Here is a 25,926-nt window from a genome sequence, read left to right on the forward strand (position 1 = left end):
TCGCGAAATAAAACCTTAAAGTGAAATGGGAAAATTCTGGTTTTCACTGATTAAATTATCCTGCCATTAAGTAGAAATTCCAGAGTCCAGCCGCAGTGAACATGAAGCGATCGTCGCGCATCTTTAATGTGATTTCGATACAATCCTCTCCCTGCATTATATCTCTTCACGCCAGATATTGTATGTTCACATTTGACGCTAACGCTACTTTTCTCTCTATTGAAAAGTAGCGTTAGCGTCAAATGTGAACATACAATCCTCTCCCTGCATTATATCTCTTCACGCCAGATATTGTATGTTCACATTTGACGCTAACGCTACTTTTCTCTCTATTGAAAAGTTTTTGTTCCTCAGTTAATTCCTTTCCTTTAGGTTTTTTCGTGGGAATTTTGATGTTGACGAATTCCTTCTGTAATCCCTGGAAACCCAAATCTACATGAATTTTCACTTCCAAAAAGCACAAAATCTACCAATTTTTCGCGCGTCCAACTGCCGAAGGCCCATGAACCTTGCCCTCTCTTGCTTTTGATAGGACGAGGACCCTTTTATCTGAGTCTGTCATGATCAGATGTTGACTCCTATGGCACTTTTTTTTACCTGAGTCATGATTTTTCTGCTTTTGCTGGTCTTTTGGACGCTGGATTGGCCGTTCCGTACCATCAATCATCACTTCTTTGGCAGATGGAAACCTGCCAATGAATTCTTCAATGCTTTGTAACTTACGTTCTGGTAAGGCCATTTTTTTCCCTAAAGCACTCTCAGGGCAACGGTTGTAGTCTTAACATCCAATAGTGTGCTCGGCTGCGGTGTAAGTCAAACAATATTCCTGCCACATCAAAGGTAGGGTAACACTTGAAGTAGAACAAGATAAAAAATAGCTTGTCTTTGGCCTCTAACAACCGCGCTTTTCTCCCTCCTCCTAAAGCTCGAACTCTAGGTTTTTGGCAAAAGAGCGTTCGCGGAGGGTGGCGGAGCGCCGTATCGCTTCCGAGTCAAGTTGGACACAAAAAGCTTGTAATAATTCATCCAATGCCTTACGGTTTAGTCCAGTCAATGCCCGCACTGAGGCGGTCTTCTTTTAGCACCCGATTCAGATCTAACATTGTCCCATCTCAAACACCCTATTAACTTTACTTTACCTTATAAAGCGACAAGTCTAATTAGCAGAGCCAATAATTTTATTGCGGTTTAGATATTGCAGTCTAGAAAGCTTGGTTTCAAACCTACGATATGACTTTACGCTTTCAAATACTTTTCCATCACTTAAAGTTGCTAATGTTTTGACACCTAAATCCACACCTACAACTTCAGTAGTTGTTGGGGTTGGGCTAGGAGTAAATTCATAGCTCAAACTTAAGTACCAATCACCTGCCTGTCTACTAATAGTGATTTTTTGAGTAGTTGCTTCAATTGGTTCATAAGTTTTGACCATACCAATAAAAGGTAATTTGTGACTCCATCCATTTAATTCTATGGGTTTTCCACAATTATCAATTGTGAATGAATCAGATTTACCTTTCTTCTTAAATCGTGGGCGTTTGCCCAATCCCTGAAAAAATCTCTTAAATGCTTCACCTAAGTTGATGAAAGCATATTGATAAACTTTAGACGACAAGTTTTTCATCCAGGGGTAAAGGGGTTTGGTGTGATTAGTAAAAACCTCTCTCAGTTTACGAGGGTTTGGCTTGTAACCATCTGTGTATGCAGCATTCCATAAACTTAAACCCCAGTTGTAGCACCACCTCGAATAGCCAGCGTGTTGTGCCATCAGAGTTTTTTGTTTATTATTTAATTTGAGTTTGGTTCTAATGGATTTCATGGAGATTGAGCGCCGCCTGTCTAATGGTGTGCTTTTTAAGGTATTATATCGTTATTTATTGATTAAGTCAATGCTCCCCGCTCTAAAGATACGGAGATTCTTAAGCAATCCAAAACTGGATTCTTAAAGGCATTATCAAACTATAGCGCTGTGCGCAGGGAACAGGGAACAGGGAACAGGGAACAGGGGGAATAAAAAACCGATAATATAAGACTTCTGGCTATTGGACATTTCCTGTAATATCATGTCCGGATAATTAGTGATGAAAAAACTTATCAAGAGTGCTGAAACAATAAATCTTTCTATTTTCCCTACTCCCCTACTCCCCTACTCCCCTACTCCCCCGCTCCCCTACTATCTTAATAATAAGTATTCAACCGGACATGATATAATTTGTAAATATGCCAGCGCACATTGCCATACCTCTACTGACTCCTTCGAGAGAAAACTCCAAAGTTGTCGCTACTTTTTTGAGAATATTAGCTGCTCCATTCACATCAGCATTTAGTGACAAACCGTTTTTGGTTTGATATAAACCTCTCTGTACTCGTTTTCCTGACGGCTTCCACCTCTCGGGTTTTTCACCGTAGTTTGGCAGGAAATCATCATCCAAAAAGCTTACTTGCGAGGTGTAAGATTCTTCAGTTGCAATAAAATCTATGCCGTACAATTCCCATAACTTACTAATTCGTTCTTTGAGTTTAGCTGTGGGAATTTGCACAAATTTTTGATTGTTTTTGGCTCCAATGTTAATAGCATTTTTTTGCCCCTTATTCCATCCAAAAACAATCCTACCAATACCATTTTCTAAGCAGTTATTTATAACTAATCTGGTCGCTTTATTCACAGCATCGCGCATTTTTCTGTTGCGTTTTTCAGTTATATTGGCTAACTTTTTTGACCAGAATCCTTGAGGTTTGTTATCTTTAATTGTTGCTATTTGTTTGTGATACCACTGGTTAACTGATTTTAAATATTTGCCATCTACAATCAAGCTTGTTCCTACATTGCTAACCCAAGTTAACCAATTACCAACTCCGTGGTCAATACCGAGAACTTTATCCCTGTCAAGTTCAGGTTAATCGACCTCTAACTGATAAACCCACTCAACATAAAAGCAACCATTACGAGGTAGAATCCTTATTTCTCGAATTTTTTTAAACTCAAGATTGCTGGGAAAATTTAGCCAAAAACTATCAATTTTAAAAGCAGCTTTAACTTTTTTCCCCAGAGGTACTCTCACCTGGTTTCCTTTCAGTCTCAAAGCTTGTTTTGGATAAGTTATAACTCCTAGTCCTCCCTTTTTTCGATATTTGGGAAGTTGAGGTTTATTTTTCAGTTTTTCTAGATAGTGTTTGTAGGAAAGCTCCTTGTAGGACTTAAAAGACTCTGTTACTCCTCTCAAGGTTTGCTGTGCTGCTTGAGAATGAAGAAATTGATAATTATGATTTGAGTTTAATTGCTTCTCTAAGTCGTGTTTTCCCGTGATGTATCCCTACTTAAAATACCATTGTCTAGCCAAATATAGCGCTGTGCGCAGGCAACAGCTCATCTGGCAACAGCTCATCTGGGGGAATAAAAGACCGATAATACAAGACTTTTAGCTATTGGACAGTTCTTGTAATTTGTAAATATGCCAGCGCACATTGCTATAAATCCCACAATTAATAAGTCGGTTAACCGTGGTACATAAGGTAAGCATTCAGCCGTCAGCAATCAGCTATCAGAAGAGTGCTTTTAGTTGATGATCAAAGCAATATTTAATTCTCTTACTAAAAAAGTTAGCTCTCTTACCTTTAAAGTCTATATTAATTTAAATACTTTCCTATATGAGAGAGTCTTGTTGCATTAAGCAAACAGCTATTAGCTGTCAGTTAGAGCACAAAAAAAGGGGGTTTAAATGAATATAGACTTTGGAGCTGACTTTTGTAGTCATATTTTTCTAGCTCAATTAATAAAACTTTTATCACCTACTAAAAGAAATCGCTGATAGCTGACGGCTGAATGCTTACTTAAAAAGACGTGGCTTTCAAACTCTCGTCCTTCTTCCGTAATGTTCTGAGTTAAATGAAAGAAGAAGTTAGAAACTTGACTCATTATCATTGGTTGAATTTTCTTTGATTGATTAAGGGGGGTATGGCAACCGAATTTAGAATAAATTATCGGATTCTTTCAGTATTTCATTTTTGATTTCAGACTTAATTCGGTAACTTCTAGCCTCTAACTTCTGACTTCAACTATAATCCCCACCAGAACCATATTGCCATTGTTCAATCAAACGGCGATAATAATAATTTTGCTCCAGAGGAATTTTTGTCACTAAAAACGCCAATTTATCTCCTATAGGAGATAATAAACTAAAAATTCCCAAATTCAAATAATGTTTCATCCAATCTAATAAATTTCCGATGCCAACTTGAGGAATAATTTTAATGACTAAACCTGGTTGCTTTAAAGAAGTCATAAATAAAGTTTGTGCTAAAGCAGGAAACTGCACCACATCTTGCAGAAAAGGCTTAAGTACAAATTCCCCTAATCTATCCATTACCTGAAATACACCTGCCAATAGTTGATTAATTTGATTTGGTTCAACTTTTTGGTCTACCCCCACACTCATAGAACGTTGGAACAACCAAGTGACTGATATACTAGGCTGATAAGGTTGCAAAAGTGCTAGAGCATTTGAAGAAAGGTTGTCCGTTTGGAGAGCTTCATCAATACCCCCGGTTAGACGTTTCAAATGACGTACCATAGCTCCAAAACCGCCAAAACTAAGAGGAGATTGACTGCCACTACTATCGCCTACTGGCAAAATACGATTCCAGGGAGTCTTCAGGGGACTTTGACGATAACAGGGAAAAAAGCCAAAGAGGGCACGTTGGAATGTAAGTTGACTAAGCTCCACTTTTTGATATTCAGGCAATAAGCGGAGATATTCTTCAAAGAATGATTCTAGGGAAATTCTATCTGGGTGAGCATCTAAGTAGGTAAATAGATAAGTAGTTCGTCCATCTCTAGCAGGAAATGCTTCCCAAAAGTATTGACATTGGTTTTTTATAGGAGTGAATGAGGCAAAAATGTCTCCTGTATCGTTTTTTGGGTATCCAGTGGCACAAGTACCAACTACTAGACAGACAGCATCAGGTTTTTTGCCTTGGCGTGCTTGTTTCAGAATAGGAGAAAAATGCCCCATTGCATCCAGGAGCAGTCGAGCTTTGAATGATTGGCCATTATTAACCTGAATGTCGATCCCATCTGGATGAATAGTTGCTGCTTCGTAAGCTGTGTTTTCAAATAGTTGACCGCCTGCTTGAAGGAAACCCTGTTTTAGACTTTCTAAGAGGTAAACTGGATCTACACCTATATTGAGAACATCTTTTACCCAAATGTCTTCGCTCTCTGGAAAACTAATTCGCGCGGGGTTGTATTCGGTGGCGATCGCTGTTTCTAATTCTTCTGAGGAGAGAAGATTTAATTCTATAAATGTTTCTAGTTCTTTGCGGGATATGTTCCATTCTTGTTTCCTCCCTTTGAGGATACCTCGTTCTAACAGAGCTACCCGCCAACCTTTCTTTGCTAAGGTTGCTCCAATAAGTATACCCAGAGTTCCACCACAAATTACTACATCCCAGTCTAAAGTGTTTAATAATTGAGTTTCTTTTTTCACAGTAGTAGGAATAGAAATATTGTCTTCTCGAAGGTTTTGCCAAACCTGGTCAGCTTTCCGCAGACCTTGTAAAGGACTTCCCGGAATTTGCGAGAGAATTTGTTCTGTTAAGGACATAATTTTTTTGATTAATTTTTACCGTAATTATTTTATTGCTGATTTTTAAATATTCATTCAAATTATAAGCAATTTTGACGTTGCTGATTTGAGGTATGAAATCCTACTTTAGGTAAATTTTCAGCCAAAATAATAGTGCAAATTATACCTATTTCTTCCTATTTAGTCTCCGAAAAACTCCTTTCTATCTACTGAATTGCTCCTGATGAATTGTTAAATCATACATTTATTCACCAACGCCGTAATTTCATATTACAATTTCAATATAATTGTCATCTTTGTTATGAGTTTAAATAATTACAAAACAGATTTTTAGTTTGGAAGGCTTTTTTAGTAATTTGAAGTATTATAAGATTTTGCTTAACTATATTTAATATAACTATAACCATTTTTATTAATTGGTTAAGAAGCGTTGCACAGTAGACATCTCCAAAAATCAAAAATAAAATCAATTCTCACACATAAATTATCAATTATTCCCCTCCTGGGAGGGGGAGGGGCGAGGGGTGGGTTCCCTACTGCCTACAGCAAAGCTGCCTACTGCCTCTTTTCTAGAGATGTCTAGTGACGAATGATTTTAGATTTTTGATTGAATTGGATTTTGAATTTGAGAATTGCTAGAATTATTAATATTAGGTTTTTTTTAGTCAAACTCTAAACTAATTTTTGGCAATATTATTCCATAATTTGCAACCTCGTTAAGATAATTATATTTATACTATAGCAATCCTAAATTGGTTGTGACAATTTTTATAATAGCTAATTTGAACTGAAAACTTTTAAAATTATGACTCCTGACTCCTGAATCCTGTAGGGGCGAATGGCCATTCGCCCCTACCACCAAAATATTACAAGTTAAATAGGATTGCTATATTTATGATTATTTTTAATAATTATTCAATTTTATCTAAGGTAACTTGTAACATTTCTCCAAAGTAATACTATAGTTGATCACTATTGCCTCTACTTCATATCGGGATTATTTCAGATATTTACACCTAAATCTCGAAGTAAATTCAACCCTATTTTTGTTATTTTTACCCACTTAACTTTTAAATAGATGTAAAGAAACTCAATTTTTTTGCATTGTACACCTAATTTAATTAGATTATCTCATCATTACTATCTTATAACTGAGAGCAAATAACAGTTTCAATCCTAAGACAATTCAGTTGTTTCTAATCGCTCTTAACTTACTTAAAACCGATCAAAATTATACCTGACAAAGTTAAAAATAGGTTCACCCATATTTAGGTATTTTTGAAGATCAAAATACTCAAATTTGTCAACTTGTCTTTCAAAGTCTATTTGCTGCCAAAAACTAGGTTTCAAATACTGTAGATGACTCTAGTTTTTTGCAGCACTTTGGAATACCTAGATGATGATAATCGCAGATTTTAGAGACCATTACGATTACTACAAAATTTATCTATTCTTCCTCATTATTTTCATCTTCTTTTTCTACTTCTATATTAATCTGCCTAAGATGAATATGTTTATGTCCTAACTGGATAATAAATTCATCCCCTGGTTTTAATCCCATTTCTTGTGTATAGTTAGCGCCTATTACTAACTGTCCATTTCTATGAACACAAGCACGGTAAGTAGCAGCACGCCCTCTTCCATCTTTAACATTGTTATCATCTAAATTTAGCCCCTTTGCCTGTAAAACTGCATCGTAGAACTTAGCAAGATTTACTCGTTTCTGCTTATCTTTTGTATTTGAATAATATCCGCAAGCAATAGCAGTATCTTTCTTTGACTTGTGCGAGAGTTCTTTGACTTTCTTCAACAATGCTTTACCAGTCAGTGGAGTATTTGATTGTTCTGAAGTATTTAATTTTTCTGTTGTTGTTTTAGCCATCTTCTCCATCTACTTAAAATATTCTTCCATAAACTTTAACACTTACGTCGTCTAATATCAAGCCTATTTAACGTTTTCTTTGAGGATATTATCTAATCTCAACTTCAGCGGAGCAACCAACCCCTAAAATCAGACAGTTTTAAGATGTAAAAAAAACTAATGATTAATAGTTATGTACTACTTACCAAATAATTAAGTTTTAAAGACTCCGATTTCAATAATAAATAAATCAAAAAAATCATGTTCGCCAATCATATCCATTTTCAGGAGAGGTAATTATTAATTATTAATTGTTAATTGTTAATTATTTACAGTTAACTGTTCGATGATTTTTGCCTTTGTATAAATGGTGATTTAAATAATTCAAATTTATTTTTTCCCCAGCAATATATCCAAAAGAAAAACCTAAATCATTATTAACGGCAGTCGATTTCTGAACTTTACATTTTACACCTTCTTGCTTTAAATATACTTGAATAGCTAAAGAATATTTTTCAAACATTGAGCGTACAACCATAGCAGATGCCGAATTTCGATCGTCACTACTAGCAATACCTTTTTCCTCCATGGATTTTCGTCTTTGCTCTAATCTCTGTCTTAATCTAGTTGCACAACCAACTCGAAAAGCATTAATAAAAGTTCTTCCTTTACCCCTATGTTGTTTTACTAAACTGTCAACTACAGCAGTTAAATATTCATAAAGTGATTTAGAAACTGTAATATTAGTTTCTGTTCCTACTAATCTCATTTCACCACTGTAAGTAGAACGCATTGCTTGACATCCATTAGCATTAGCAATTCCTGCTAAAATCCACATTTTCCAGGTAACATAACGACCTGTTCTATCAATAATACCCTTAGTAATATCTTCATCCTTTTCTTTTCCTAAATCTGCTACAGATAAATTATGTTGAGCTAATAATTCTGCTGCCTTCTCAGCCGCTAATGCAGCTTCATGTTCATTAGGTGAATTGGCAAGAGCTAGGAGTTTACTAATCTTTTCCAGGAGATTCTTATTGACCATTTCTCTCAGCTTATTTCTAATGCTTTATTATAAATTTTTTATTATGCAACTATACTTACTCAATGTAATATTTATGGTGTTGCTGATGCGTAGGTATGATTTGTATTTGTTGGCGATAATGCTCTGCATAGCTACCGCGAACGCTAAACTATTAAATGACAAATACTTGAGATTATTCAGTTTTTATTTTCATACCTTGATTCAGCAATGGGATATTTACTAGAGATTATGGTTTGTTTCAGAATAATTTTTTTTGATTATATTTAATTTTTCACAATTATTCTGTAGTGAGTATCATATAGATTATGATAGTAATTAGCTTTGATGTAATCCTATATAATCAAAATTTATCAAGCTATAAATAACTTTATTGAATTACAAAATGCTATGGCTTCATAACTATCAAACTTTCAAAAATGTGTTTTAGTATAATTCAACAAATGCTATTTTACTATAGTGCTTAGAACAGTGTTTTATTGAGTTATACATATCCAAATTTATTGTCTATTTTTTGTCCTCTAAATCTCAATTTTTTATCTCATCCAACTGATAAAAGCTATAGGTGGTGCTGCATTGTAATGGTCGTGCATTGTCCGGTAATTTTTGTTACGAGGCACGGCAGTGGGAGTCTGTTGCTGCCGTACCTGGTATTTCTGTTTGCTGTATACCACTACGCTCTGCAGAACTACCAAGCTATAAACTAGATTTAATTTTGCTTCGAGCGATGCTTGATCGCTTATACCGTTTCACTAAAGTCAGAAGTCAGAAGTGATATTTTAGGTACTTAAAACCTCTACTCTACAGTAATTTCTGTTTATTATTTGACTTCATCAGTTACCAACTATTGGTGACATTATTTTAAGTGAATTGGTATTACAACATCACTTCCTGATATTTTGAATAACTCTATGGTAAATTTTATCCAGAAAAGTTTTGAATTATATAAAAGCTGAAAGATAATTTTCTTCCAGCTCTATACTTATATCAATTAATTATAACAGATAAAATCTATATCCTTTAAACTTAGTCAGCATTTTCTCGATACCATTCAATTGTATTCTTCAGTCCTTGCTTAAAATCTACATTAGCAACAAAACCAAACTTTTCTTTTGCTTTTTGTGTATCTAAACATCGCCTAGGTTGACCATTAGGTTTATCAGTTTCCCAAACTAATTCTCCCTTGAAATCCATTAATTCACAAATTAACTCTACTAAATCACGAATCTTTACTTCATGATTAGTTCCTAAATTAATAGGATCAGATTCATTGTAAAATTGAGTTGCCATAACAATTGCTCTTGCAGCATCTGTAGAGTATAAAAATTCACGACTAGGACTACCATCACCCCAAACAGGCAATTTTTTATCTCCTCTAACTTGAGCTTCATGTACTTTCCGAATTAAAGCAGGAATTACATGGGAACTCTTAGGATCGAAATTATCTTCAGGTCCGTACAAGTTAACAGGTAACAGATAAACACCATTAAAACCATACTGTTGACGATAAGCATCCAGTTGAACTAAAAGAGCTTTCTTGGCAATACCATAAGGAGCATTAGTTTCTTCTGGATAACCATTCCAAAGGTCTTCTTCTTTAAAAGGAACCGGAGTAAATTTAGGATAAGCACATATCGAACCCACACAAACAAATTTTTCTACATTTGCTTTATAAGCACAATCAATTAATTGCACTCCCATCATCAAATTATCGTAAAATAACTCACCAGGTTTTTCCTTATTCAGACCAATACCCCCTACATGAGCAGCAAGGTGAATTATAATATCCTGTTCTTGGACAGCTTTTTGGCAAGCTTCCAGAGTCCTAAGGTCATAATCACGCGATCGCGGTACAGTAATCTTATCAGGATTAGCTCCTGCTTTATGAAGTTGATCTATAACTTGGCGTCCAAGAAAACCCGATCCACCTGTTACCAAAATTCTCTTGTTTTCTAACTCTAATTTACTCATTAAAAACCTCCAAGATTGATACTAATTAGACTTTAGCTTTAAGGTATTGTGGATTAAAATCAGCCCAATAAAAATACGGTTATACTATAGGTCTTAGAGATAGAAAAATCTCTTATTTCCTATTACTGGGATTTAATTGCTACTCAAGATTTTTCCAGCTTTAGGGTGTAGAAGAAATTTTGGCTTTCCTGAGATGATATATAGCGGTGCAAGTCAAAAGTTATAAGGTAATATCTGAGAGAGTTTTCGATGCCCAAATGCTTCCCTAGGGGATGCTACCCATTCATGTCGCGCAGCGTGTCAAACCATTTTGCTCTGCAACATTAAAAGCGTTTGCGGAGCATGACCTAGGAAAGCTTTCCGCCTGCAAAAAAGCAAACAGGATTTACCAATGTCCAAGTCCTATATGCATAGTGCTATAGAAGAAAATTTGACAATTTAAATTTTACCAAAAATTTAGGAATTATATCCAGCATTTGTACAGTCATAATCTCATAGACCTTAACTGTTAATTTTTAGTTTAACTAAACTTCTCACATTCTGCATTAGTAAACAGCTATTTATGATTGCTATAGTAGCATCTAAAAACAATCAATTCCTACTAGGACTGTAGCTAAATATCATCTTATATTGATGCCAGCTTTTTACTTCATACTTATTCTAGTGCTAGAAATGTTTTTTCTTGAATTACTCTCTACTTTTACTCATTATATTATCTAGATACACCTGATAATTCTCTCTTTCTTTTTAGCTACTTTTTCATCATCAAGTTTATTTAATTTTGATAGTGCCAAAAGACCAATAAAAGCACTATCACCTCAAAAAAATTAAGGATTACCTCAAGAGTTAAATCCTCTTAATAACTTAGCCAAAAAATTTTAATCAAAACCATTGCTCATGGTAGTAGTTTTTTCCAAAGCTTTAATATCAGAATCAACCATTAAATTTACCAACTCTGTAAATGTAACTGATGGTTTCCAACCTAACTTTTCTTGTGCTTTTGTACAATCACCAATTAATAAATCAACCTCCGCAGGACGAAGATAACGGGGGTCAAACTCTACATAATCTTGCCAATTTAGATTTACATAAGTAAATGCTATTTCTAGAAATTCTTTAATAGAATGAGTTTCATTTGTAGCAATCACATAATCATCTGGTTCCTCCTGTTGTAGCATCATCCACATAGCTCTAACATAATCCTTTGCATATCCCCAATCTCGTTTAGCATCCAAGTTACCAAGATAGAGTTTCTTCTGTTTACCCGCTACAATTCTAGCTACAGCACGAGTAATTTTACGAGTTACAAAAGTCTCACCTCGACGAGGACTTTCATGGTTGAATAATATACCATTACAAGCAAAGAGATTGTATGATTCTCGATAATTTATTGTTTGCCAGTGGGCATAAACTTTAGCACAAGAATAAGGACTACGGGGGTAAAAAGGTGTAGTTTCTTTCTGAGGTACTTCTTGGACTTTGCCAAACATTTCCGAAGAACCAGCTTGATAAAAACGAACTTCAATTCCAGTACGTTGTTGATAGTCTCGAATTGCTTCGAGTAAACGTAGAGCGCCCATTCCCACGGCATCTACTGTATATTCTGGAGAATCAAAGCTAACCCTCACATGGGACTGGGCACCTAAATTGTATATTTCTACTGGTTTAACTTCTTCCAGAATTCGACGTAGAGTAGTCCCATCAGTTAAGTCTCCATAATGTAGAAATAATCTAGCATCAGGATTATGAGAATCTTCATATATATGGTCTATCCTATCTGTATTGAAGCTAGAACTACGTCTAATAATACCATGAACTTCATAGTCCTTCTCTAACAAAAGTTCGCTCAAGTATGAACCATCTTGACCTGTAATACCAGTAATTAGTGCTCGTTTCTTTTCAGTCATTGGAGTTAATATTTACTAAGGTAATAAATTGGCATGGGAATGTCCATAATAATTAGCTCAATCGCTACAGTGCAAAAAAATAAATATATATTTATTTTTTTGTTTGCTTATATAGTTTGGTTATACTCTCTACCATCCCCAGATTTCTAGACTAACCTAAAATTGTTCTCATAACCAAGTATTTTGAGTTAATATTTATCAACTTTACTCCTTGAAAAACACTATTTCTCTCAAGCAACTAAAACTGATTTTATTTAAGCTGATCAATTTTGGTTAGTAGGTTAGAAAGATAATAGTTGGAAAAATACTATCAACCTCTAACCCCGTAATAACTTCAATTGATTTTAAATCACTTAGTCATTAATGACAAGCCAATGACAAGCCTTAGTAAGCACCATTATTTTTTGGGAAAACAACAATACCAACTGTTTTAAACATGATCCATATATCTATCCAAAAATTTCTGAAGTTTACATAAAAAAGGTCAATTTGAACTCTCTTAGGATAGGGAATATCATTGCGACCAGAAACTTGCCATAAACCTGTAATTCCCGGTTTGATTGTCAGAATTTTATCCATGTGATGACCATATTTTGGTAGTTCTTCAACCACTAATGGTCTAGGCCCTACAACGCTCATATCACCTTTCAAAACATTCCAAAATTGGGGAAATTCATCTAAACTCGTTACCCTGAGAAATTTACCTATCCATGTAATTCTAGGGTCATGTTTTAATTTAAAACTTTCTTGAAATTCTTGGCGCAGATGAGGATATGTTTCCATAATTTCTCCTAACATCTCATCTGCATTTTTCACCATAGTTCTAAACTTCAAACAACGGAAAAGCTTTCGATTTTTACCCACTCTTTCTTGAACATAAAAAACAGATCCTGGTGAGCTAAAGACAATTAGTAAAGCTATAAACAGGTAAATAGGGGCAAACAATATGAGAACCGACAGAGAAAACAGGATATCAAATAATCGTTTATAACATCCTACCTCTAGGCCCTCTAGAAATCGACTTTTTTGTCTATCTCTGGGGAGGAAAGGTTGAAAACCGTGTCCTGTAAACCCTCTAATTACCTTGCCAGAGATGAATTGGCTATCGGCAGTCATCTTACTCCTTCACTTCACACCACACACAGTCCTGATCATAAAGCTTATAGCGAAATAGAGGGCAAATTTAGTTACGAAAAAGATGACTAATTTTGGAACAGGACAATTATTTGGCTCTCGCTTCGGATACTTGGGTGCCTCTATTGATAGATTTTATACAAATATTTGATTTGTATTAATCTCAAGATTAACCATGAGGATTATGATAGTCCCATATTTATATGAAATACTAAAATTTTTGCTACAAATATAGCAATGTGCGCTGGCATATTTACAAATTGCAGGAGGTGTCCAATAGCTCAAAGTCTTACCTGACCAGTTTTTTATTCCCCCAAATGAGGTGTTCCCTATTGCCTGTTCCCTGCGCGCAGTGTTATACTTAGACTATTTAAAGAGTCATGAGGCATAAGTTATAAGTCAGTAGTCAGGAGGAATAGCCTACATATCATTTATTAGAGTAAAACTCTGTTTTTAGTCAAATCGACATTTCTGGGTAAAGTTTTTTAACCAGTTAAATTATTCGTATCATTCTTTTTTATATTTCATATTTCATATTTCATATTAGATATTTACTATACCTACTTAGTTAATATCAGCCTATACCACCAGTCAATCGGCAATTATAAATAGTCAGTAGTTAAAGTTCAAGTTGAATCTATTGCAACATGAAAGTATAGCAGTACGTTTTTTGGTTAGGACAATAAATTTAAGTGAAAAGGGAATAGGGAGCAGGGAGTTGGGAGTTGAGAATAGGGAGACTGTAGTAAAAAATATCTGAAAAATAGCCTCAAAAACTTACGTAGCAAGAATTTAACGTCAAATTAGCTTATTTGTCGATCTATCTAGGTTTTCCTCGGTCATGCTACCGAAAGAGGAATTTTGAGCCTATTGATGTATTTCCTTTGTCCTGTAAGGGTTTGAGCTATTTTTACCCTCAAAAATATCAAAGTACCTATAGGAAATAGAAGAATCTCCGCGCCCTATTTGCGTAGTGCTATAGTGTGATATTCTACATCTGGCATAGGTTAAACACTAACAGTAGTAGAATTAGCAGTCTCAATAATTATATTCTCAATTGCCTCAGCAGATAAACTAGGATTAGCTTGTTTAATTAAAGCTGCGACACCTGCAACATGGGGTGTTGCCATAGAAGTACCAGCAAAGAAACTATATAAATTACCTGTTATTGAAGGAGCTACAGGTCCATAAATATCTCCTGCATCTTCAGGAAAACCATCCCCTCCTGGGGCCACGACATAATCCAGTTCGCTACCAGCTTTATTAGAAAAAGAAGAAAACTTGGCATTTCGATCTACTGATCCAACTGCAATTCCATATTCATTAGCTAATCTTGCTGGATAATCAGGACTGCTTGAACTACCATTACCCGCAGCAGAAACAAATACAACACCTCTATCAGCAGCATAACGAATAGCATCGAGTTCGCTGGGGACTAAATTTCTCCCACCAGAACTAAAGTTAATTACATCTGCTCCATTGTTAACAGCATAGAGAATGGCTGATATTCCGTCGCTAACCTTACCCACCCCTTCATCATTTAGTACCCGGAGAGACATAATTTTAGCATTTGGAGCTACTCCAGTTGTTCCTACTCCATCTCTCTTTGCAGCAATTGTACCTGCGATATGAGTTCCATGACTTTCTTCATCCATTGGGTCACTATCATTACTTACAAAATCCCAACCCCAGGTATCATCTATATAACCATTGTCATCATCGTCAATACCATTATTGGGAATTTCACCGCTATTGCTCCACATTTGGCCTGTTAATTCAGGATGGGTACTATCTACACCACTATCAATGACAGCTACCACAATACCTTCTCCCTGAAAACCTTGATTCCAAACTTCTGGTGCTTTGACTAAATCTAGTCCCCACTGATTTCCGCCGATATCTGGAATATCTGGAAAAGGGGCAGCTCCAGTAGCACTGGCCACTGCTGCTGAGGCATCAACTAAACCATATCCAAAAGTACTGTTCAAGCTTGACTGTATAGAACTAGCTGTTTGTGGAACTTCATTTATACTTATAGTATTATCAAAAATCAAGCGACTTTCAACAAGTTGTGTGTCAGATATTGCTTTAATTCTTGCTAAAATTAAACCATTTGTCTGAACCTGAATTAATGTATCCCCCGATAAAGAATCTGCCGTTAATAAGATGTCATTTTCTGTTAAGTTTTCTGGTATTTTTATTCTGTCAAAATTAGCATCAAAATCATCAATAATATCTGCCGTATCTATACTATTATTTTGAGGTTCTCGTAGCACAAATGTGTCATTGCCTGCTCCTCCAATTAATGTATCTCTTCCTAAATCTCCAGCAATTAGATCGTTACCATCTTCACCTAATAAAAGATCATTTTCTTTACCTCCAAAAATTGTATCGTTGCCTAAATCTCCATAAATTGTATCGTTGCCTAAATCTCCAAAAATTTGATCGCTACCTTGGTCAGCATAAATCAAATCATTATCTCTACCTCCTCGTAAAGTATCAGAACCCTCTCCACCAAATAGGTTGTCGTTGCCTTTATTACCATTAATTAGTTCAGGATTTGATGAGCCTATTACTGTATCATTACCATCTAGAGCTTTTAGACCTTCTGGGTATGGAGTCAGTAAATTTAGGGGTACAATAAAGTTATTAGGATTGTTATCTAATGAATAAGATAAACCATCAGAGCTAGGACCAATCATTGCATTCTTTTCTTGATACTAATTTTTAGTATAGGCGCACTTTATTTATTTTGCGTTAAATCATATCTTCCCTTTTTCCCTGATGCCTTGAATTTCATTAATCTTAGGAAATTAATTCTTTTGCTTTAGCAACTTTTCAAAGTTATTCTTTCTGATTATTCCTATTCATTAGGAGTCTTACTTATTCCTATCTTAATTATTTTCCATTTCATATTCAGCTTTTTGATAATTCTTTTTATTGTATCTTTACTTACCTCTATTTACAATTTTTTTTGAATTTTAACCATCACTTTATTGAGACTTTTTGATTCAGATTTTACCATCTATTTTGTCTAAATTTTTTAACCTACATTCCGCACTTCAAAACTTAGTATAAATGGTAAGTAGTCAGTAGTCATTTAGGGGAGCAGTCGGATTGGCGACGTACATTAGTCAGTAGGCAATGACCCTGACTAATTAGGGCTTGCTGATTAAATCTAAAAGTATTTACAGATAAAGGTTTTCGCCTTTTTGGGGTCGAAAAAAGTGCCTGGTTTTCAGCTCTTCATGCTCAAAAAGGAGCGTATTTTAGGCGCATAGTTAGGCAGAAAAATCAAAGGACAATTCTTACTGCTACCTCCTCTAAATTCCCTTTTCTCCTGTCTCCTGTCTCCTGTCTCCTGTCTCCTACCCTCACCCATAAGACTTTTGAGCGCAAACCCTAATTATCTGACTTCATCAAATATTTATGCTTGATTTATTCAATTAAATTTGGCTTTCGTCTCAGTTAAATTATGATGATTTATAGACTATAAATACCGATAACACACTGATATTTGTGCTACTTTTTATGTAACAAATTGACGTGGGCAATCTGATTTTCAAAATCATTATCCCCTTTTAATGCCCAATTTTTTCGATTATTCTTTACTTTTTGTATGCAACGAGCAACTTTATTACTCTTAATAAACACCACCATGTGATAGTCTTAAATCTAATCTTTTCTTGATTTTTTTGATTTGCTATTCCCTTAAAATAGGTTTTTTCCTATTTGCTGTCGTTCGTTATTGTTTAAATTTTTGAGGAATCTATCTCCTTGATTATTGTATCTTGATAACAATTTATTTTTCATCAGGCAATGTAGCAAGACCAAAATTAGTAGTGGAATGACCACTCTTAAATGTTGCTTTGGAAAAAATGCTCAAACTTTGCCAGAATAAAAATTAAACTCAAAAAGCTAATGCACTCTTTAAAAGTAATAATTCCAGTAGTGGATTGACACATCTAAAATGGTGCGTTATGACGGATTGTAAAATACTCTTCGCAGATTATATTTTAGACGTCTAACGCACCCTAATGGACTGTTTGAGCTAAAATAGTGCATTAGATTTGTCATTTTAGCTAGAGGAACTTATCTCTTAAAAATTTGCTATTGCAACATTTAAAATGAAACAGTCCACTACTGGATTGACACGCCTTAAATGTTGCTAAAAAAAAATGCTTAAACTTTTGCAGAACAAGAGTTACATCAAAACAGCTAATGCACTATTCTAGCTTTGTCAGTCCAGTAGGTTTTGAGCCAGAAGTTAGTAAATCTGTTCCAAATCACCTCAACAGCTATTCAAAAGGCCATTGAAGAAGGTGAAATTAAATTTATCCAGAAAAATGCTATCCAGAAAAATGCTGGTGGACTTGGTGTTTGCTTTAGTTGTGTATAATTTCTAGAACTAAACAGTAAATAGGGAAAGCTGACAAGGACTAAACGAGAGACGGTGTTGAGGCGATAGCCCATAATTTAATATTCCTTGCTTGTGCTTATGAGTACCATAACCTTTGTTATTAGTCAAGTCATAAACAGGATACTTTTTTGCTAAACGTATAATCAATGTATCTCGCCAAACTTTAGCCACAATACTTGCAGCAGCGATCGCTAAACACTTACTATCTCCCTTAACAATGACCTTCTGAGGTATAGATAAATCTTTAATTTGCTGATTCCCATCAACCAAAACCAAATTTGGCCTATATTTCAACTTGAGGACAGCTCGCTTCATAGCCAATAAAGAAGCTTGTAAAATATTCAAACGGTCAATTTCGCGCACGGAAGCTATACCAATTTTACAATCCAAAGCTATAGCTTGAATCTCACTAGCCAAATGACTACGACGCTTTTTTGTTAATTTTTTACTATCTGTTACTTCTCCCCCCTGATAAAGGGAAGCTAGAGGAGATGGCAAATCATCCAATTCTGGCAAAATTACTGCTGCTGCCACTACAGGTCCAAATAATGCTCCACGTCCTACTTCGTCCACACCAGCAGTGATAGGTTCAATTATATTAACAGGATATACCATTTATTCTTGAGTAGGGGAGTAGGGGAGTAAGGGAGAAGTCTTTTCAGTTATCAGTTATCAGTTATCAGTACCTCTGGAATAAGGAGGCTTGACATAAGGAATATTCTCTTTTTTTTATCCCCTTAAAAGGATAGGCTTTAGACCACAATTTATCGGTAAACATAAGAATAATTAACAATAACTGGTTAATAATTATCAAAAAATTATTCATTAGATGTTAATTACTTAATAACTGAAGTGTCACTTAAGCGTGGCACTTTTTTTAAAATTGGTATTACAGAACTGAGGTTTATAGATATAGCAAGGAACGAGTTGGTGTTTGATAGAGATTGATGATGAACTTGAGACAGAGAAAAGCTTTTACCGAATAATTAAGGTTTAAAGCCTCTCATTTAAAGGAGAAAAAATTTTCCCTTTTGCGTCAATCCTCTTCTTTTCAAGGAGAGGTAATAATTAATAATTAATTATTAATTATTAATTGTTGAACACTGTTCCCTGTTCCCTACTATAAATATAAATTCTGTTTATTCTTCTGTAGCTGCCGAAGAACGACGACGACGACGCCTAATTGGCCCTGAATCATCAGAGTCATTGCTATCTGAACTTAGATCGACATCTGAATCACTCAATTCTGCCTCGTATTGACCATTTTCCTCATCACTATCAAAATCACTTTGATCTTCTGACTCTAAAGACATTGATGAATCAACCTCCTCTACTTCTAATTGCGGTTCTTCATCGTTATCTTCCTCTTCGTACTCTACTTCTGACTCAAGCTCAACATCTTCTTTTTTTTCTGTTGTTTCTCTAACACTATTCTCCCCAGGTTCCTGAATAGAAATAATTACTGATTTAGGATTTTTAACCGTTCCCTCCTCTAAAAGTGTTATTGGAGAAATACCCATCAAAGCATAAACATCTTGCTCATCAGGTGTCATTTCTACTGTCACTATCTCTGGAGGTTCAGTAATAGGTCTAATTATCTCTCTTCCCGGGCGTCGATTAGGTGTTGTTAGTGGATATCCTTCTGAAAGCATAGGATATTCCATATCTGTGCCCATTTCTCTTTCTTGCAATTCTAATGATTCATCTTGCATTGTTTCACCGACTCCTACTCGTCGCCGTCGTCGCCGTCGGTTAGATTCTTGATAACTAGGGTGATTCAACAATTCTAAATCTGAGGAATGATTAGTAGACTCTACTTCTTGATATCCTTGTGTAGTCTCCCCAGTAGAAGTTTGAGTTGCTGTTACCAAAGTTGGAGGAGCAATAGTTGGTCTCATAGTTTCTTCGACCTCTGGGGTACGACTAACCACAGACAAATTAACTTCCTCCATCGGAATTTCTGATTCCCCTGGTAAACGAACTAAATGTCCTAATCCATTACAGCTAGGACAAGTGTGACCAAAAAGTTCATATACATTTTGACCTTGGCGTTTACGAGTCAACTCAACTAACCCCAATTCTGATAACTGAGCTATTTGAGGTCTTGCTTTATCAGCTTTGAGAACTTGATTAAAGTGTTCAAGAACTTGCAATTGGTCTCGCCGTGAGTCCATATCAATAAAGTCCACAATAATGACTCCAGCAATATTACGCAGGCGTAGCTGACGGGCTATTTCTGTAGCTGCTTCACAATTTGTCCAAAGTACTGTTTCACGAGCTGTAGCGGAGCGTGTGAAGGAACCGGAGTTGACATCTATCACAGTTAATGCTTCAGTCGGTTGGATAATAATGTAACCACCAGAGGGCAAGTCTACTCTAGGTCTAAGAGCTTCTCGAATGGCTGCATTAACCCGGAAATATTCTAGAATCGGGATACGATCGCTATGATAGTCAATTAAAACTTGTAGTGGTTTGCCCCCGCTCCAGTTAAGCAGGTGTTTTTTGACTCGCTTCACTGCCTCATTGGAGTCCACTACAATCCGATTTACATCTGTGCTATACATATCTCGCAGCACTCGTTGAATAAAGTCACTATCACGATTTAGTAGTGCAGGTGCTCTGTTGGAGTTGCCCTCCATTTGGACTGTTTCCCACTGTTTCTGCAATAGTTCTAAATCTTCTAGAATTGCTTCTTCTTCCATCCCTTCTGCTTCAGTACGGACTAATAGTCCCATTCCTGCTGGTTTGATTAAAATTGCTAATGCTCTGAGGCGATTTCTTTCGTTTTCAGAACGAATACGTCGGGATAGGTTGACACCCCGTCCATAAGGCATTAGGACTAAATAGCGGCCTGGTAGAGTTATGTTGCCTGTTAAGCGTGGTCCTTTTGTACCAGTGGGTTCTTTCATCACTTGTACTAGGACTTTTTGTTGGGGTGTAAGTAGTTCTGTTATTGCACCGGAAGAACGCTTTAATCTTAATGGCCCTAAATCGCTAACATGAATAAATCCGTTGCGTTCGGGGTCTCCAATATTTACAAATGCTGCATCTATCCCAGGTAGTACATTTTCTACTACTCCTAGGTATATATCACTAACTTGATGGCTACCTGTAGCAACGACAAGTTCTTGTATTTGGTCTTCAGAAAATACCGCAGCAATTCTATGTTGCTCGGCAATAATTATTTGCTTTGGCATTCAATTCCCTCAATTGCTTAATAAAAATGTGGCGCTATAGATTAAGTCACCTTTGGTGTTATTTAGGTTATTTGTAATCTTGGATATTAACTGCAATGCTTGTTTTTTTCGGTGAATTTTACTTCTTTTTTGGCGTTTGTGATTTGAGGTATGAAATCAGTAATTTAGGTAAATTAAGAGTAATTCTTTAGAATGGCAAGATTAGATATTGTCTTTACTTAGATTGACCGAAAAGCACTTTTCTTTCTCCTGAATCCTGTCTTTCTACTGAATCCTGACTCCTGAATCCTGACTCCTAAGTAATTAAAATGAATATCATACACTAATTCACTAACGCCTCTTTTTTTTTGATAATGCTTGGTCTGGTGTTGAGTAGTTTAAGCTTCAGTTTACCCTTACCCAGTTGAATACTTCTACCAACTTATATCTTATTGTATTTTCAATTATTCACACTCAAAATAATCCAATTTTTTTACAAATCTTCATTTTTTGATCGGTTCTATATCAATCTAAATTGTATTGCTTATGATTCACATTTTTGTAATTTGAATGAAATTACAGCGTTTTTTACGACCTAAAGAAATACGTTAAGTCAGCTTTGCTAGAGGCATAAATAATCAGGTATATTTTTGCTGTAAACTCTATATTAGAGCGGAACTAAATTCATTAGTGAATCAAGGTAAAAAATGTTTTTTAGGTTTAGAAAGATAGTAAGCATTCAGCTATTAGTAAGTCAGCACTTCCTTCCGAATGCTATGCAAACAGCAGTTAGTAATGAATAATTACTTCTAAGGTTCAGGAAAGGGACTTTGGCAGCAACTTTTATTCAAACTCAATTTCAAAGGTTGCTTTTACCTTTCCCAAAATTAATAGCTGACGGCTGAATGCTTAGGAAAGATAAGAGAGTAAAGGTTTCCTGATTTAAATCCCGATCATTTATTTGTAGGATTTCTATTCCAACTTATACCTTCTTACCTTTTTCCTCCTTTGTAAAGTAATTTTATCAATTCTGACACTAAAAAAAACAAAAACCTAACTATAGATTCTTATTTAATTTATATCACCTCAAAAACAACTTTTTCCGGTGAGAATGCAGTAATTCAAACTCCTGTTTGCTTACTTGTTCCAGCATATAAATTATATGTTGTGGTCGTAGTAAAGTTCCATCATTCTGATAACTTCCTACATAACGAAGAATGCCATATATTTTAGCGTCCCATTTCGTTTCTAAAGAAAAAATATCAGTGGTTGAATACTCTATATACTCCAACTCAAATAAGCGATCGCGTAAGTTAATAACTTTTACTTTGCCTGACTTAGTTGTTTGTTCCCACAGAATTGACTCACTATTATTAATTACCTCTACCCACTTTTGCCAATTTGGCTTTTCTTCAGTTGTTTGATTGTAGAAATTTTCTGTTAAATTTTCTGAAGATTCAGCTATTTTCCGGACCTTCAAAACATATTCTGCTTTCTCTAATATCTGAGATACAGAAGGACTCTTTACCTCTACTTCTTCAACCTTATATATGGGTATATCCGTTGGTAAAGCAGCTCCCAATTTATTTTGAAATGTTACCACATCCATTGGTTCTGTCAACTCAAAATCCACAATTTCTCCTGTGCTAGTTGTTCCAAGAGATAAAGCACTAGCCGGAATAATTCGTGGACTTGGATGATATCCGCCTGAAAAAGCAATAGGTATAGAACTGCGACGAACTGCACGAGCGAATAGTCGAGCTAAATCTAAATGACTAACTAAAGCCATTTCTCCCAACTTCCCTAACCACACTCTTAGACGTTGTACCTTATTCTGGTTTGGCACAAATTTACCATCAAATTCTGGAATAGGCAAAGGCGGGACTACAATATTATGACCTAAATCTGGACCACATACACCACAATGAGAACAAGTTGCGAAAAAGCAGTCCGGAACAGTTATTGCTGCTAAAGCTTTGTGTAAATCTTCTTTGAGCCAATTTTTATCAATTCCAGTCTCTATATGGCCCCAAGGTAGAGGTTGGTCAAGTAGAGATGATAAATTTTGAGCGGAAGTAATTTCAGTAGAATTTTCTGTATTTTTAAATACATTCCACTCACCATTTTCGACTTGGCGATATTTCCAACTCAAGTCTGATTCTGCAATAGCTTCACTCCATGCAGCAAAAGCTCTATCTAAACTTTCCCACCAAGAGTCCATTCCTGCTCCTCGTTCCCAAGCACGGCGAATTACGGATGCTAGACGGCGATCGCCCCTACCGAGAAAGTCTTCCATTGCTGAGATACGAACATCGGTATAATTTACCTTTACACCTTTCATTCTTCTAAATTCTGCCTTCAGTAATTCTTGCTTACGTTCAAATTCAGCTACTGAGACAGAATGCCACTGAAAAGGTGTATGAGGTTTTGGAGTAAAGTTGGAAATTGTCAGAGTCACCTGTAGTTTCTTCCGACCTTTAGTTCTGCACTCTTGTTGTAACCAATTAACTGTTTCTGCAATACCCAACACATCTGCATCAGTTTCACCAGGTAAACCAATCATAAAATAGAGCTTAACCTTATCCCAACCTTGTTCATGAGCGGTTTTGACTCCTCGCAAAAGTTCTTCATTTGTCAATCCCTTATTAATAATGTCCCGCATTCTTTGCGTGCCTGCTTCTGGTGCAAAAGTCAGACTACTTTGCCTCGTACCACCAATAATATTGGCAATATTTTCATCGAATCTATCAACTCTTTGACTTGGTAGAGATAGGGAAATATTTTCATCTTTGAGGCGGTTTCTAATTTCAGTGCCCACTGCTGGTAATGCTAGATAATCAGAACAACTTAGGGAAAGTAAAGAAAACTCATTATGTCCAGTAACTCTCAAACCTTTTTCGATAGTATCTATTATTTCTTCTGGGTCTACATCTCTTGCTGGTCGAGTCAACATACCTGGTTGACAAAAGCGACATCCTCTGGTGCATCCACGTCGTACTTCTATTACCAGTCGGTCATGGACTGTTTCTACATAAGGAACTAAACCTATAGAATAAGCTGGCATAGGAGTGGCCACTCGGCGCAAGATTTTTTCTGGCACATCCTTACGAATGGGGAACACAGAACCATCTTTAGCCATTTCATAAAATTGTGGCACATACACCCCAGGAATTTGGGCTAAATCTAACAGTAATTCTTCTCTAGTTAATCCATTAGTTTTTCCTTGCTCAACTATTAGTCCAATTTCTGGCAGTAACTCTTCTCCATCTCCTAAAGCAATAAAGTCAAAAAAGTCTGCATAAGGTTCTGGGTTTGAAGTTGCTGTTTGACCACCTGCAAAAATTAAGGGATAGGTTTCTTGTGTTTGAGAAGAGTGGGACGTTAATTTTCGTTCTTGCCAAGTTAGGGGAATACCTGCCAAACTTAGCATTTCTAAAATATTTGTAGCTCCTAATTCATAACTGAGGCTAAACCCTAGAATATCAAAGTCAGTGAGCGATCGCCTTGATTCTACAGCAAATAGTGGGGTATCTGTAGCTCGTAATTTCTGTGCTAAGTCTGGAGCTGGTAAATATGCGCGATCGCATAGTTGTCTTGGTTGAGAGTTTAAGATGTTATAAAGAATTATATGTCCTAAATTAGAAGCTCCTACTTCATAAACTTCTGGATAGGTTAGTACCCAGTGGACTTGAGCATTGTCCCAAGGTTTATGGAAGGTTCCCAACTCATTACCAAGGTAACGAGCAGGTTTTAATATTTCGGATGTTAGTAAATTCTCTACTGCTACTGCCACTATTCGTACCTAACTTGTATTTTTTGGACATACATATTTTGGCGTTGCTGAAGCGCGTGTATGATATTAATCTTAATTACTGAGGAGTCAGAACTCAGGAGTCAGGAGTCAGGAGGGAAGAAAGAAGAAGAAAAAGTATGTAGAAGGAGAAAGTTTTTTACTGGCGCTCTTATCCTGACATGATATCGTACCTCAAATCAGCAATGCCCATATTTCAAGATAACACCAAAAACTTACTACTGGCGTGACACGCCTAAAACTGTGTAATAGATTTTTGTTTCTAGTGTCTTGATCTACCATCTCCCCATCTCCCCATCTCCCCATCTCCCCATCTAATCCACCATTTTAGCTGTGTCACGCCACTACTGTGAAATTCTGATTTACAGATGACAAGTTACTGCTAATTTCAAGTCCAAATGATTCATATCACTCTCTTGTCTAGGATTAGATCACCTACAAGAGTAAGCATTTAGCAGAGAATTTAATTATGTAGGGTTTTTCTATTAGCAATGGAACCAAAATGTATGATTCAGAAACTTGTATCTAAAGCTCTTTATTTTCGCAGACTGACTCCTGAAATCGAAAATCAAATCAACTTAGAGTTGACACGACTTGGCTATATTTCTGATGTAGATTATGAAGCATTAGAATTATTAATGGAGGAGATGGATGCAGGCAGAGTCCAGCTTGTTCCCAGTATATAAACTGCAAATCATTTTAACTTTATTATGGTTGAAAATTTCAGATGTTTAACTGATATCTAACATCTATCAATTGTTGGTATTTGGTATATTATGTAAGTCTTTGATAGATAGCCTTGGTCTTTGAAAAATAAATGCTTTAATGGGTATAATTATTTAGTTGATTGTATCTGAGTCTAGTGAGTTAGTTGAATTATGATTATATTTTTTGTTAGGGTGCATAAATCTGAATTTTATATATAATTTTGATATTTTATCTAGATTTTGTGAAGTAGATTTATTTTATCATTTTCTTTGTGGGTTTAATACCCCACCGTCTACACGGTGTTCAAAATT

At 35.8% G+C, this 25,926-nt stretch carries 19 protein-coding genes and 1 pseudogene; 4 read left to right on the forward strand and 16 right to left on the reverse strand.

Going from position 1 to position 25,926, the window contains the following annotated elements; genetic code table 11:
- Positions 1 to 238 precede the first annotated feature (238 nt).
- From D5R40_RS39785 to D5R40_RS17900, 9 genes and pseudogenes are all read right to left on the reverse strand, one after another.
- Positions 239 to 739, reverse strand: a pseudogene (locus D5R40_RS39785) (transposase family protein).
- Positions 740 to 758: 19 nt separating this feature from the next.
- Positions 759 to 899 carry a helix-turn-helix domain-containing protein gene (locus tag D5R40_RS42690; protein ID WP_375339363.1) on the reverse strand — a complete coding sequence of 47 codons (141 nt, stop codon included), beginning with the start codon at positions 897 to 899 and terminating at the stop codon, positions 759 to 761.
- A gap of 20 nt (positions 900 to 919) precedes the next feature.
- Entirely contained in the window at positions 920 to 1,054 is a 135-nt protein-coding gene (locus D5R40_RS41225; RefSeq protein WP_275670276.1) for a hypothetical protein, read from the reverse strand.
- A 102-nt stretch (positions 1,055 to 1,156) separates the two neighbouring features.
- Positions 1,157 to 1,819, reverse strand: coding sequence for an RNA-guided endonuclease InsQ/TnpB family protein (locus tag D5R40_RS17875; protein WP_124147609.1), 663 nt, complete (start codon positions 1,817 to 1,819; stop codon positions 1,157 to 1,159).
- A 373-nt stretch (positions 1,820 to 2,192) separates the two neighbouring features.
- Positions 2,193 to 2,867, reverse strand: a complete 675-nt coding sequence (locus D5R40_RS17880; RefSeq protein ID WP_124147610.1) for an RNA-guided endonuclease TnpB family protein — start codon at positions 2,865 to 2,867, stop codon at positions 2,193 to 2,195.
- A gap of 30 nt (positions 2,868 to 2,897) precedes the next feature.
- Positions 2,898 to 3,224 (reverse strand): hypothetical protein, encoded by a 327-nt coding sequence (locus D5R40_RS17885; protein ID WP_124147611.1) that lies wholly within the window; start codon positions 3,222 to 3,224, stop codon positions 2,898 to 2,900.
- Between the two features lie 828 nt (positions 3,225 to 4,052).
- Entirely contained in the window at positions 4,053 to 5,603 is a 1,551-nt protein-coding gene (locus D5R40_RS17890; protein ID WP_124147612.1) for an NAD(P)/FAD-dependent oxidoreductase, read from the reverse strand.
- A gap of 1,429 nt (positions 5,604 to 7,032) precedes the next feature.
- Complete coding sequence (locus tag D5R40_RS17895) at positions 7,033 to 7,467, reverse strand: AbrB/MazE/SpoVT family DNA-binding domain-containing protein (RefSeq protein WP_124147613.1); 435 nt, start codon at positions 7,465 to 7,467, stop codon at positions 7,033 to 7,035.
- Positions 7,468 to 7,771: 304 nt separating this feature from the next.
- Entirely contained in the window at positions 7,772 to 8,491 is a 720-nt protein-coding gene (locus D5R40_RS17900) for a DUF7168 domain-containing protein (RefSeq protein ID WP_124147614.1), read from the reverse strand.
- A gap of 565 nt (positions 8,492 to 9,056) precedes the next feature.
- On the opposite strand from D5R40_RS17900, the gene D5R40_RS17905 reads away from it, so the two are divergent.
- Entirely contained in the window at positions 9,057 to 9,263 is a 207-nt protein-coding gene (locus D5R40_RS17905) for a hypothetical protein (RefSeq protein ID WP_124147615.1), read from the forward strand.
- A 251-nt stretch (positions 9,264 to 9,514) separates the two neighbouring features.
- Here D5R40_RS17905 and D5R40_RS17910 read toward each other — a convergent pair whose 3' ends face one another.
- The 4 genes from D5R40_RS17910 to D5R40_RS17925 all read right to left on the reverse strand — a co-directional run bounded on the left by D5R40_RS17910 (position 9,515) and on the right by D5R40_RS17925 (position 16,202).
- On the reverse strand, positions 9,515 to 10,459 hold the full coding sequence (locus D5R40_RS17910) for a GDP-L-fucose synthase family protein (RefSeq protein WP_124147616.1): 945 nt from the start codon (positions 10,457 to 10,459) through the stop codon (positions 9,515 to 9,517).
- Positions 10,460 to 11,337: 878 nt separating this feature from the next.
- The gene (gene gmd / locus D5R40_RS17915; RefSeq protein ID WP_124147617.1) at positions 11,338 to 12,366 is read right to left on the reverse strand and encodes a GDP-mannose 4,6-dehydratase; all 1,029 of its coding nucleotides are present in this window, start codon (positions 12,364 to 12,366) and stop codon (positions 11,338 to 11,340) included.
- Between the two features lie 384 nt (positions 12,367 to 12,750).
- Positions 12,751 to 13,482, reverse strand: coding sequence for an undecaprenyl-phosphate galactose phosphotransferase family protein (locus tag D5R40_RS17920; RefSeq protein ID WP_124147618.1), 732 nt, complete (start codon positions 13,480 to 13,482; stop codon positions 12,751 to 12,753).
- Positions 13,483 to 14,507: 1,025 nt separating this feature from the next.
- Entirely contained in the window at positions 14,508 to 16,202 is a 1,695-nt protein-coding gene (locus D5R40_RS17925) for a S8 family serine peptidase (protein WP_124147619.1), read from the reverse strand.
- 1,553 nt (positions 16,203 to 17,755) lie between these two features.
- On the opposite strand from D5R40_RS17925, the gene D5R40_RS35500 reads away from it, so the two are divergent.
- Positions 17,756 to 17,899 (forward strand): hypothetical protein, encoded by a 144-nt coding sequence (locus D5R40_RS35500; RefSeq protein ID WP_161564743.1) that lies wholly within the window; start codon positions 17,756 to 17,758, stop codon positions 17,897 to 17,899.
- Positions 17,900 to 17,908: 9 nt separating this feature from the next.
- Here D5R40_RS35500 and D5R40_RS17930 read toward each other — a convergent pair whose 3' ends face one another.
- The 3 genes from D5R40_RS17930 to D5R40_RS17940 form a co-directional block, all read right to left on the reverse strand.
- Positions 17,909 to 18,535, reverse strand: a complete 627-nt coding sequence (locus tag D5R40_RS17930) for a ribonuclease HII (protein WP_124147620.1) — start codon at positions 18,533 to 18,535, stop codon at positions 17,909 to 17,911.
- 524 nt (positions 18,536 to 19,059) lie between these two features.
- A complete protein-coding gene (gene rne, locus D5R40_RS17935; RefSeq protein ID WP_124147621.1) occupies positions 19,060 to 21,117 on the reverse strand; it encodes a ribonuclease E in 2,058 nt (685 codons plus the stop codon).
- 1,060 nt (positions 21,118 to 22,177) lie between these two features.
- Positions 22,178 to 24,889 carry a TIGR03960 family B12-binding radical SAM protein gene (locus D5R40_RS17940; protein ID WP_124154999.1) on the reverse strand — a complete coding sequence of 904 codons (2,712 nt, stop codon included), beginning with the start codon at positions 24,887 to 24,889 and terminating at the stop codon, positions 22,178 to 22,180.
- Between the two features lie 60 nt (positions 24,890 to 24,949).
- On the opposite strand from D5R40_RS17940, the gene D5R40_RS41230 reads away from it, so the two are divergent.
- Positions 24,950 to 25,072: a hypothetical protein gene (locus D5R40_RS41230; protein WP_275670467.1), complete on the forward strand. Its 123-nt coding sequence runs from the start codon at positions 24,950 to 24,952 to the stop codon at positions 25,070 to 25,072.
- Positions 25,073 to 25,398: 326 nt separating this feature from the next.
- The gene (locus D5R40_RS17945; protein WP_124147623.1) at positions 25,399 to 25,593 is read left to right on the forward strand and encodes a hypothetical protein; all 195 of its coding nucleotides are present in this window, start codon (positions 25,399 to 25,401) and stop codon (positions 25,591 to 25,593) included.
- Positions 25,594 to 25,926 lie beyond the last annotated feature (333 nt).

Source organism: Okeania hirsuta (genome assembly GCF_003838195.1).
Classification (GTDB): Bacteria; Cyanobacteriota; Cyanobacteriia; order Cyanobacteriales; family Microcoleaceae; genus Okeania; species Okeania hirsuta.

Excerpts from the sequence above, each read along its gene's own strand:
- D5R40_RS17875 (WP_124147609.1), bottom strand. The coding sequence starts at position 1,819 with ATGAAATCCATTAGAACCAAACTCAAATTAAATAATAAACAAAAAACT.
- D5R40_RS17890 (WP_124147612.1), bottom strand. The coding sequence starts at position 5,603 with ATGTCCTTAACAGAACAAATTCTCTCGCAAATTCCGGGAAGTCCTTTA.
- D5R40_RS17895 (WP_124147613.1), bottom strand. The coding sequence starts at position 7,467 with ATGGCTAAAACAACAACAGAAAAATTAAATACTTCAGAACAATCAAAT.
- D5R40_RS17900 (WP_124147614.1), bottom strand. The coding sequence starts at position 8,491 with ATGGTCAATAAGAATCTCCTGGAAAAGATTAGTAAACTCCTAGCTCTT.
- D5R40_RS17910 (WP_124147616.1), bottom strand. The coding sequence starts at position 10,459 with ATGAGTAAATTAGAGTTAGAAAACAAGAGAATTTTGGTAACAGGTGGA.
- gmd (WP_124147617.1), bottom strand. The coding sequence starts at position 12,366 with ATGACTGAAAAGAAACGAGCACTAATTACTGGTATTACAGGTCAAGAT.
- D5R40_RS17920 (WP_124147618.1), bottom strand. The coding sequence starts at position 13,482 with ATGACTGCCGATAGCCAATTCATCTCTGGCAAGGTAATTAGAGGGTTT.
- D5R40_RS17925 (WP_124147619.1), bottom strand. The coding sequence starts at position 16,202 with ATGATTGGTCCTAGCTCTGATGGTTTATCTTATTCATTAGATAACAAT.
- D5R40_RS17930 (WP_124147620.1), bottom strand. The coding sequence starts at position 18,535 with ATGGTATATCCTGTTAATATAATTGAACCTATCACTGCTGGTGTGGAC.
- rne (WP_124147621.1), bottom strand. The coding sequence starts at position 21,117 with ATGCCAAAGCAAATAATTATTGCCGAGCAACATAGAATTGCTGCGGTA.
- D5R40_RS41230 (WP_275670467.1), top strand. The coding sequence starts at position 24,950 with ATGATATTAATCTTAATTACTGAGGAGTCAGAACTCAGGAGTCAGGAG.
- D5R40_RS17945 (WP_124147623.1), top strand. The coding sequence starts at position 25,399 with ATGGAACCAAAATGTATGATTCAGAAACTTGTATCTAAAGCTCTTTAT.